The 8,927-nt window shown below is 76.5% G+C and carries 13 protein-coding genes; 7 read left to right on the forward strand and 6 right to left on the reverse strand.

Annotation, left to right across the window (positions count from 1 at the left end; translation table 11 throughout):
* Window positions 1–159: 159 nt before the first annotated feature.
* The 3 genes from NH342_RS20305 to NH342_RS20315 are packed head-to-tail and all read left to right on the forward strand — an operon-like array spanning window position 160 to window position 3,051.
* Window positions 160–1,290 carry a PQQ-binding-like beta-propeller repeat protein gene (locus NH342_RS20305; RefSeq protein WP_253017705.1) on the forward strand — a complete coding sequence of 377 codons (1,131 nt, stop codon included), beginning with the start codon at window positions 160–162 and terminating at the stop codon, window positions 1,288–1,290.
* 49 nt (window positions 1,291–1,339) lie between these two features.
* Window positions 1,340–2,230 (forward strand): alpha/beta fold hydrolase, encoded by an 891-nt coding sequence (locus NH342_RS20310; RefSeq protein ID WP_253017707.1) that lies wholly within the window; start codon window positions 1,340–1,342, stop codon window positions 2,228–2,230.
* Complete coding sequence (locus tag NH342_RS20315) at window positions 2,227–3,051, forward strand: oxygenase MpaB family protein (RefSeq protein WP_253017709.1); 825 nt, start codon at window positions 2,227–2,229, stop codon at window positions 3,049–3,051. The genes NH342_RS20310 and NH342_RS20315 overlap by 4 nt, the downstream gene beginning before the upstream one ends.
* A gap of 120 nt (window positions 3,052–3,171) precedes the next feature.
* Here NH342_RS20315 and NH342_RS20320 read toward each other — a convergent pair whose 3' ends face one another.
* The 4 genes from NH342_RS20320 to NH342_RS20335 all read right to left on the reverse strand — a co-directional run bounded on the left by NH342_RS20320 (window position 3,172) and on the right by NH342_RS20335 (window position 5,642).
* Complete coding sequence (locus NH342_RS20320; RefSeq protein ID WP_253017711.1) at window positions 3,172–4,029, reverse strand: PHP domain-containing protein; 858 nt, start codon at window positions 4,027–4,029, stop codon at window positions 3,172–3,174.
* A gap of 23 nt (window positions 4,030–4,052) precedes the next feature.
* Complete coding sequence (locus NH342_RS20325) at window positions 4,053–4,703, reverse strand: PH domain-containing protein (RefSeq protein WP_253017712.1); 651 nt, start codon at window positions 4,701–4,703, stop codon at window positions 4,053–4,055.
* Window positions 4,704–4,728: 25 nt separating this feature from the next.
* Window positions 4,729–4,887 carry a hypothetical protein gene (locus NH342_RS20330; RefSeq protein WP_253017713.1) on the reverse strand — a complete coding sequence of 53 codons (159 nt, stop codon included), beginning with the start codon at window positions 4,885–4,887 and terminating at the stop codon, window positions 4,729–4,731.
* Between the two features lie 122 nt (window positions 4,888–5,009).
* Window positions 5,010–5,642: a DUF6758 family protein gene (locus tag NH342_RS20335; RefSeq protein WP_253017714.1), complete on the reverse strand. Its 633-nt coding sequence runs from the start codon at window positions 5,640–5,642 to the stop codon at window positions 5,010–5,012.
* Between the two features lie 53 nt (window positions 5,643–5,695).
* Between NH342_RS20335 and NH342_RS20340 the strand changes: the two genes are divergently transcribed.
* The gene (locus tag NH342_RS20340) at window positions 5,696–6,103 is read left to right on the forward strand and encodes an NUDIX hydrolase (protein ID WP_253017715.1); all 408 of its coding nucleotides are present in this window, start codon (window positions 5,696–5,698) and stop codon (window positions 6,101–6,103) included.
* A gap of 1 nt (window position 6,104) precedes the next feature.
* On the opposite strand, the gene NH342_RS20345 is transcribed toward NH342_RS20340, so the two are convergent.
* Window positions 6,105–6,611, reverse strand: coding sequence for a MaoC family dehydratase (locus NH342_RS20345; protein ID WP_253017716.1), 507 nt, complete (start codon window positions 6,609–6,611; stop codon window positions 6,105–6,107).
* An 86-nt stretch (window positions 6,612–6,697) separates the two neighbouring features.
* Between NH342_RS20345 and NH342_RS20350 the strand changes: the two genes are divergently transcribed.
* Both NH342_RS20350 and NH342_RS20355 read left to right on the forward strand, forming a co-directional pair.
* A complete protein-coding gene (locus NH342_RS20350; protein WP_253017717.1) occupies window positions 6,698–7,186 on the forward strand; it encodes a hypothetical protein in 489 nt (162 codons plus the stop codon).
* Window positions 7,183–8,094 carry an MFS transporter permease gene (locus tag NH342_RS20355; protein ID WP_253017718.1) on the forward strand — a complete coding sequence of 304 codons (912 nt, stop codon included), beginning with the start codon at window positions 7,183–7,185 and terminating at the stop codon, window positions 8,092–8,094. Before NH342_RS20350 ends, NH342_RS20355 begins: the two co-directional genes overlap by 4 nt.
* Before the next feature lie 5 nt (window positions 8,095–8,099).
* On the opposite strand, the gene NH342_RS20360 is transcribed toward NH342_RS20355, so the two are convergent.
* Entirely contained in the window at window positions 8,100–8,393 is a 294-nt protein-coding gene (locus tag NH342_RS20360) for a WXG100 family type VII secretion target (protein WP_253017719.1), read from the reverse strand.
* Between the two features lie 153 nt (window positions 8,394–8,546).
* On the opposite strand from NH342_RS20360, the gene NH342_RS20365 reads away from it, so the two are divergent.
* The coding region (locus NH342_RS20365) for a hypothetical protein (protein WP_253017720.1) at window positions 8,547–8,927 on the forward strand (381 nt) is incomplete at its 3' end.

Consider the following 8,927-nt stretch of genomic DNA (forward strand, 5'->3'; position numbering starts at 1 on the left):
CCGCCCAGCAGGCCTCCTCGGGTGAGGGCACCCCGGCCGGCGACGGCCCCAAGCGGCCCCGTCGGCGCCGTCGCCGCGGCGGCGCCGGTCGCTCCGGCGCCGGTGAGACCGCCTGACGGCGCACCCCGCGCTCCCCGGTCCGTCGGGCACGATGCAGCCGTGAACCGGCGTCGCCCGCCGCTGCGGGTGTGGGTGTGGACGGCGGCCACCCTCGTGGTGGTCGCCGTCGCCGTGCTCGCCTGGCGCGGCTCCGACGCCGCCGCCACCTCCAGCACGACCTCCGCGCCGCCGGTGACCCCCGTGGGTGTCCCGGCCGCCGCGCTGACCGCCGACTGGTCGGTGGTCACCGGCGGCCCGCCGACGGCGTCGGTGGTCGAGTCCGGCCGGGTGCTGGTCCCCGCCGCCGACGGCGTGGCGATGGTCGACCCCGTGACCGGCGACGAGGCGTGGCACTACACCCGCGCCGGTGCCCGGCTGTGCGGGTCCACCGCCGTCGACGGGGTGGTGGTCGTGCTGTTCTCCACCGGCGGCCGGTGCAACGAGCTCACCGCGCTGCGCGCCACCACCGGTGAGCGCGTCTGGTACCGCAGCGTCGGCTTCCGGGCCGACGCCACCCTGACCAGCACCGACCGCATCGTGCTGGCGGTCAGCCCGACCGGCCTGGCCACCGTCGACCCGCTGGGCAACAACATCCGCTGGCACCACCCGGCCGACGCCGGTTGCCGGATCCTCGACGCCTCGGCGGGCACCACCGGTGTCGCGCTGCTGCAGCGCTGCGCCGACGGCGACGTGCAGGCCCAGCTGCTCGACGGGTTCGCCGGCACCCTGACCTGGACCGCGGACCTCGGCGCGGGCGACGCGCAGCTGGCCGGGGCCGACGCCGTCGTGGGCGTGGTCGCCGGCGACCAGCTGCGGGCGCTGTCGGCCGCCGACGGCGCCACCCTGCAGGCCCTCGCCCTGCCCGCCGACGACGGCAGCGCGCCGCTGCAGACCTCGGTCGGCGCCACCGCCCTGGTGTGGGCGCGCGGCGCCCTGACCGCGGTGGACGCCGGCACCGGTGCGGTGGCCTGGTCGGCGCCCGCCCGGGGGCTGCCCGCGGTGCCCGACGGCAAGCAGGCGGCCACCTCGGTCGTCGTCCCCGAGGACGGCGCCGTGGTCACCCGCGACCTGCTCACCGGCGCCGAGACGGCACGCTCCACCGCACCCGACCTCCCGGCCGGCGGGCGCACCGCGGTGGTGGGTCCGGTCGTGGTCGTCGGCACGGCGGACGGGCGCGCCGCGTACTCCTGAGCGGTGGCCCCGGGAGCGGGACGGCCCGCACCGGGCGTTCAATGAGGTCATGCTCCCCGGAGGCTCCGAGCGCAACGCTCCCGACGACCTGCGCCAGCTGACCCCGCACGGGGCGGCCGCCGCGACCTTCGAGGGCGGCACCGGCCCCCTGGCGGCGCTGGACACCGGCCCCGGCCCGCGCGGCAGCGCGCTGCTGGTCCCCGGCTACACCGGCTCCAAGGAGGACTTCGCGCCGCTGGTCGACCCCGTCGCCGCAGCCGGGTGGCGGGTGGTCGCGATCGACCAGCGCGGGCAGTTCGAGTCCGCCGGGCCCGACGACCCGGCCGCCTACACCGTGGACGAGCTCGCCGGCGACCTGCTGCGGGTGGCCGCGCAGCTCACCGGCCCGGTGCACCTGCTCGGGCACAGCTTCGGCGGGCTGGTCGCCCGCGGCGCCGTGCTGGCCGACCCGGCCCGGTTCGCCTCGCTCACCCTGCTCGGCAGCGGCCCGGCCGGGCTGACCGGTCCGCGCACGGAGCTGCTGGCCCACCTGGCCCCCCTGCTGGACGCCGGCGGGGTGCCGCTGGTGCACCAGACGCTGGAGCAGCTGGCCGTGGCCGACCCCCGCGCGCAGGCGGTGCCCCCCGCGGTGCGCGACCTCCTGGCCCGCCGGTTCCTGGCCAACACCGCCGCGGGGCTGTCGGGCATGGCCGACGCGATGACCGGCGAGCCCGACCGGGTGGCGCAGCTGGCCGAGACCGGGGTGCCGGTGCTGGTCGCGCACGGCGCCGACGACGACGCCTGGAGCCCGGCCGCGCAGGAGGACATGGCGCACCGGCTGGGTGCCCGGCACGAGGTGCTCGCCGGTGCGGTGCACTCCCCCGCCATCGAGCAACCGGCCGCGACCGTCGCCGTCCTGACCTCGTTCTGGTCCTCCGTTCCGGCGGAGGTCAGCGCGTGACCCCGGAGGAGGACCGGGACGGCTTCTTCGGGCCGGACTCGGTCACCTGGCGCATCCACGCCGACCCCAGCTTCTCCGTCGGCGGCATCCGCGCGCTGCTGCTGCAGGCGCTGCACCCGGTGGCCATGGCCGGGGTGCACCGGTTCTCCGACGGGTTCCGCGACGAGCCCTGGGCCCGGCTGACCCGCACCGCCGAGTACGTCGCGACGCTGACCTTCGGCACCCGCAAGGAGGCGCTGCGCGCGGTGCGCCGGGTGCGGGGGGCGCACCGGGGCAAGTCCGACACCGAGGAGACCACCGGCCGCGCCTACTCCGTCGACGACCCCGACCTGCTGCTGTGGGTGCACGCCTGCGAGGTCGACTCCCTGCTGTCGGTCGCCCGCCGGGCCGGCGTCCCCCTGACCGACGAGGACGCCGACCGCTACGTGCGCGAGCAGGTGGTCGCCGCCGAGCTGGTCGGCTGCACGCCGGGCCAGGTGCCCGCCACCGTCGTCGAGCTCGCCGCGTACTTCCGCCGGGTCCGGCCGCAGCTGGCGCTGACCGAGCCGGCGCGCCACGCCGCGCGGTTCGTCGTCGTGCCACCGATGCCGGGATGGGTGCAGCTGCTGACCCCGGCCCGGCCGGCGTGGGCGGGTCTGGCCTCGCTCGGGGTGGCGACGCTGCCGCGGTGGGCCCGCTCGATGTACGGCCTGCCCGGTCTGGCGCTGTCGGAGCCGGCGACCACGGCCGCCGTCCGGGCGTTCCGGGCGACCACCCTGGCCGTGCCCTCCCGCATCCGCGACAACCCGACCCTGCGGGCCGCCCGGGTGCGGGTCGCCTGAACGGTCCACCCACCCAGGGGTCCCGCGGGGCGGGGCGGCGGCCCGGCCGGTGGGGCAGGCACGACGGACGTCGCACCGGGTGACCCACTGCTCGGCGTCGCCGGGGGGTCCGGGACGACCTCACCCGGCGGACGGGGCGCTCCCGCTGCCCAGGGTCAGCAACCGCTCGTACTGACCGGGGTCGGTGGTGCAGGCCGCGATCGGGGTGCGCTTGTTGGTGCCGTGGTAGTCGCTGGACCCGGTGGCCAGCAGACCGAGGTCCGCGGCGAGGGACCGCAGGTGCGCCCGGTCGGCGTCGGCGTGGTCGGGGTGGTCGACCTCGAGGCCGAGCAGCCCTGCCCCGGCCATCGCGGCCAGGGCGTCGTCACCCACGACCCGGCCGCGGGAGCGGGCCAGCCCGTGGGCGAAGACCGGCACCCCACCGGCGGCCCGGACCAGCGCGATCCCGTCGAGCACGTCGGTGTCGGCCTTGGCCACGTAGTACGGGCTGGTGTGGTGCAGCAGACCGGCGAACGCCTCGTCCACCGAACCCACCACCCCGGCCTCGACCAGCGCCCGGGCCACGTGCGGGCGGCCGACGACCCCGCCGCCGCTGCGGGCCACGATCGCCGCCCAGCTCACCGGGAACCCGTCGGCGGCCAACGCGGTGACCATCCGCTCGCCCCGGGTCAGCCGCTCGGCCCGCAGCCGGGCCCGCTCGGCGGCCAGCTCCGGGGCGTCGGGGTCGAACAGGTAGGCCAGCAGGTGCACGCTGATCGGCCGGTCGTCGGCGGGGAACCAGCGGCAGGACAGCTCCATGCCGGGCACGAGGACCAGCCCGGGCGGGCAGGCGGCGCGGGCGGCGGCCCAGCCGTCGGTGGTGTCGTGGTCGGTCAGCGCGACGACGTCCAGCCCGGCCGCGGCCGCGGCGGCGACGAGGTCGGCAGGGGTGTCGGTGCCGTCGGACACCGACGAGTGGGTGTGCAGGTCGATGCGCATCGGGTGCAGCCTGCCCTGTCCGCTCACCGGGTGCGCGGGTACCGGCTCCGGAAGCCCGGGATCGGGCCGGTGCTGTGCCGGCCGTCCCCACCCGCCGGGCGGGGCGCGGGTGCCCGGGTGGGGTCGGGGCTGCCGTCCTCGTCCTCACCGCCCCGCCGCGCGCCGTCGCTGGGGAACAGCAGTCCGCTGATCTGGTCGTAGATGGTCTTCGCGTCCGGCAGGTAGGTGATCTGGGACAGCGCCTGGTCCTGGCCGGCGGACTCGAAGCGGAAACCGCCGTAGCCCAGCAACTGCCCGACCAGGGTCTCCTGGTAGGTCAGGTCGGTGATCCGGCGCAGGGGCATGACGGCGACCTTGCGGACGACGACGCCGGAGGTGAGCAGCACCCGGCGCCGGGTGACCAGGAAGTGCCGGATCCACCACTCGGCCACCGCGAAGCCCAGGTAGCCCAGCGCCCCCACCGCCACGAGCAACCCGAGCAGGGTGCTGAACCGGTTGCCCGGGTCGACCTGCAGCAGCCAGACGCCGACGACGAGCACCGGCACGCCGCGGACGCCGGGGCGGACCAGGACCGCCCAGTGCCGGCGCTGGTTGACCACCGCCTCCTCGTCGGGGAGGAGGTACCGGCCGGCGTCCCGGCCCAGCGCCGAGGACGCACCGCGGGGACGTGTCACGACGGCGGGGTCAGGGTCCGCAGGGTCAGAAGAGCTCGCCGACGAAGGTCGCGAGCGAGGACGCCGCGCTGCCCAACGCGGTGCCGGCGCTGCGGACGAGGTCGGCGGACCGTTCCGGCTGGGAGATCACGTAGAACAGCACGAACGCGATGACGAGGAAGCTGAGCAGCTTCTTGAGGTTCATGCGCCGTTCCTCCTCGGGACCTGGGTCGAGACCCAGCGGGTCCGCGCGGCCGGGGAGGACCGCGGTCACATGGGTAACACAGGCCGCACCCGTCACCGGCGCGACACGCCCAGCCGTGGCGATCACGTCCCCGGCAGCAGGTGCTCCCCCGGCGGGCCCAGGGGCAGGTCCGCCGGCACCCGGTCGCGCAGGTCGAGCAGCACCAGGTCCTCGGCCAGCAGCCAGGCCGCGGTGGCCGGCCACGCGACCAGCCACAACCACACGCCGTAGGCCTCGCCGACGAAGGCCCAGCGGTCGTCGCTGGTCGGCACCGACCACAGCGGCGCCCGCTGGCCCGCGGCGTGGACGGCGGCCGCGGAGGGCCCGTCGATGAGCTCGCCGGGGTCCAGCCACGGCAGCCCGGCGTACCCGGCACCCAGCCCGGTGCCCGGCTCCTCGGCGACCAGCACCAGCTCCGCGGACCCGCCCAGCGGGGCCGGGCCCGCGCAGTCGACGACGATGCCGCGCGCGCCCGGCTCGCCGCCCCACGCGATGCCGGTCACCGACCACCCCGCGGGCATCGGGTCGGGCACCCAGGCCGGCACCCGGGCGTCCAGGCAGACCGCGGTGAGCGTGTCGTGGGACAGCACGGCGCTGTGGTGCAGCGGGGTCACCGCGGCGTGCAGGTGGCACCACGCCTCGTCCGACCCGGGCCGCACCACGAGGTCCTCACCGCACCGGGGGCAGACCGGACCGGTGCTCGTCCCGCTCCTCATCCCGCCCACCGTCGCGGGCCACCCCGTGTCCTGTCAACGCTAGCGTCGCTGAGGTGAGCGGACTGGTGGCCTGCGTGGGCGCGGTGGTGCACGACCCGGCGGGACGGCTGCTGCTGGTGCAGCGCGCGCACGACCCCGACCGGGGGGCCTGGTCGGTGCCCGGCGGCCGGGTCGAGCCCGGTGAGGACGACGCGGCCGCGGTGGTCCGCGAGGTGGCCGAGGAGACCGGGCTGCGGGTGCTGCCCGGCCCCGAGGCCGGCCGGGTGCGGGTGCCCGCGGACGCGCCGGTCTACGAGGTGGTCGACCTGGTCTGCACGCTGGCCGACCCCGGCGCCGTCCCCGTCGCGGGGGACGACGCCGCCGACGCGGCCTTCGTCGACGCGGCCACCTTGGCCGGGCTGCGCTGCACGCCCGGCCTGGTGGAGACCCTGGGCAGCTGGGGGTTGCTGCCCCGCTGCTGAGCTACCCGCGCACCGGCTCGGGCCGGCCGGGCTGCTCGCCGCCTCGGGCCTGGCCGTAGGACCGCTTGGGCACCATGACCTTGCGCCGGAAGGTGCACACCACGGTGCCGTCCTGCTTGTAGCCGATGGTCTCCACGTGCACGACCCCGCGGTCGTCCTTGGACCGGGACTCCGTCTTGTCCAGCACGGTGGTCTCGCCGTAGATGGTGTCGCCGTGGAAGGTGGGCGCCACGTGCTTGAGCGACTCCACCTCGAGGTTGGCGATCGCCTTGCCGCTGACGTCGGCGACGCTCATCCCCAGCAGCAGCGAGTAGACGTAGTTGCCGACGACGACGTTCTTCCCGAAGTCGGTGGTCTCCCCGGCGTAGTGGGCGTCCATGTGCAGCGGGTGGTGGTTCATGGTGATCAGGCAGAAGAGGTGGTCGTCGTACTCGGTGACCGTCTTCCCGGGCCAGTGCTTGTAGACCGCCCCGACCTCGAACTCCTCGTAGTACCTGCCGAACTGCACGGGTGGGCTCCTGGTGTCGTCGTCGACCTCGGGCCGTCGGCGTCCGGTGACCGGGCGCCGGCGTCGCGCGATCCTACGATGGGCCGGTGACCCTGCAGACCGAGCCCGCCGTGCAGGCCGGCCCCGAGGTGGACGAGCTCGGCCGCGGCGGCCGGGTGGCCCGGCTGGCCGCCGCCGCGGTGGTGCTGGTCCTCCTGCTGGCCGGCAGCGTCTGGGGCGACGACTCCGAGTTCCCCTTCGGCCCGTTCCGGATGTACTCCACCCGCGCCGACCCCAACACCCCGGTGGTGTCCACCCGCGTCGTCGGGGTGACCGCGGCCGGTGCGGAGGTGCGGCTGTCCGGGGGCGAGGTGGGCCTGCGGCGCGCGGAGTTCGAGGGCCAGCTGCCCCGCCTGGTCGACGACCCGGCGCTGCTGGGCCTGGTCGCCGAGTCCTACGAGGAGCGGCACCCCACCGGCCCGGACCTGGTGCGCGTGGAGGTGGTGCAGCGCCGGTTCGAGCTCCGGGACGGCCAGCAGACCGGCGCCTACACCGACGACGTGCTCGTCTCCTACGACCTGGCGGCCGGTTCGTGAGCGCCGCCGCCCCGGCCCGCCCGGAGACCGCGCGCGCCGTCCCGCTGACCCCGCGGTGGTGGTTCCGGCCGGTCCCGCTGGCCCGCATCGCGGTCTTCCGGACGATCGCCTACCTGTTCGTCCCGGTCGACGTCTTCCTCACCACCGCCTGGGTCCGGGCGCACGCCGACGTCCCGACCGAGTTCTACCAACCGCTGCTGGTCGGGCGGCTGCTGCACCTGCCCACCCCCACGCACACCGTGGTGCTGGTGGTGCAGTGGGCGCTGGTCGTCGCGGCGGTGGCCGCCGCCACGGGCCGGGCACCCCGGCTGCTGGGCTGGGCCGTCTTCGTGCTCTACGCCGAGTGGATGGTCATCGCGATGAGCTACGGCAAGGTCGACCACGACCGCATCGCCTACCTCGTCGCGCTCGCCGTGCTGCCCACGATCGGGGTGGCCCGCTGGCGCGACCGGCGCTCCTCCCAGGCCGCCGGCTTCGCCGCGGCGGCGATCCTGGTCACGGTCATGTTGACCTACTTCCTGGCCGCCTGGGCCAAGATGCGCTTCGGCGGCTGGGACTGGGCGACCGGGTCGACACTCACCCGGGCGGTGGTCCGCCGCGGCACCGACCTGTCGCTGTGGACCCTGGACGTGGCCTGGCTGCTGCCGGCCGCGCAGTGGGTGATGCTGGTCTTCGAGTTCGCCTCGCCGCTGATGCTGCTGGTGCGCAGCGACCGGGCGCGGATCGGGCTGGTGCTGTTCCTGCTCGGCTTCCACGTCATGGTCTACGCCGGGGTCGGCATCATCTTCCTGCCGCACTGCATCGCGATCCTGTCGATCCTGCCGTGGGAGCGGCTGCGGCGGGACCGCACCCCGGCGCCCGTGCCGGTGGCCGCCGCCCCCGCGCGGGACGGCGACCCCCCGGGCTGACCCCGTCAGACCATGGCGCCGATCCGGGCCGCCATCTGCGCCTCGTGCTGCTGGTAGGCGTTGCCCACGTCGGTGAGCAGGTCGCCCATGCCCGACAGCGCGACGCCGATGGCCTGGCTGGAGGCCCGCCACTGCTCGTACAACCGGGTGAACTCCCCGGCCGCGGCGCTGTCGGTCCAGCCGTCGGTGACGCCCGAGCCGATGCCGGCGGTGAGGGTGGCCAGGCGGGCGGCCTGCTCGCCGGCCTCCCCCCGGCACTGGGCGGCCATGGCCTGCAGGGTCGCGATGTCGACCTTCACGATGTCCTCCTCTGGTCCGGGTCGGTCCCGGTCGAGCGGGGACGGTAGGGCCTCCCGCCGCCAGCCCGGCCCCGTTGTCCACAGGCCCGGCCGTCGTCCACAGATCGGCGGGACCGGCTTCCGCGACGGACCGGCCCGGGCGACCCTGCGCGCATGCCCACCCGTCCCGGACCACCCGACCGCCCCACCCGGCGGTGGATCCTGCTCGGCCCCGCGGGCGGCACCGACGTCGAGGTGCGCGCCGGCGACACCGCCGACCTGGCGTCCGTGCGGGCGGGGTTGGCCGCGTGCGGGGTGCCGGCCACCTCGCTGTGGGCCGGCCCGGACCGGCTCGACGAGGACACCCCGCTGTCCGACCCCCGCCTGGGGCACGGTGCGCGGTTGGGCGTCGACCGCCCCGGCCCGGTCCGCGCACCGGCCAGCGCGGCGCTGGAGCTGCAGGTCAGCGGTGGTCCCGGGGCCGGCGCGTGCCACCCGCTGGCGCAGGGGGTGCTGGTGGTGGGTCGCGGCGGGGCCGGCGCCGCGCCGGGGCGG

Source organism: Klenkia sp. PcliD-1-E, from assembly GCF_024124375.1.
In the GTDB taxonomy this organism is placed as follows: Bacteria; Actinomycetota; Actinomycetes; order Mycobacteriales; family Geodermatophilaceae; genus Klenkia.

Coding starts and splice junctions, on each gene's coding strand:
- NH342_RS20310 (WP_253017707.1), top strand. CDS start 1,340: ATGCTCCCCGGAGGCTCCGAGCGCAACGCTCCCGACGACCTGCGCCAG.
- NH342_RS20320 (WP_253017711.1), bottom strand. CDS start 4,029: ATGCGCATCGACCTGCACACCCACTCGTCGGTGTCCGACGGCACCGAC.
- NH342_RS20330 (WP_253017713.1), bottom strand. CDS start 4,887: ATGAACCTCAAGAAGCTGCTCAGCTTCCTCGTCATCGCGTTCGTGCTG.
- NH342_RS20335 (WP_253017714.1), bottom strand. CDS start 5,642: ATGAGGAGCGGGACGAGCACCGGTCCGGTCTGCCCCCGGTGCGGTGAG.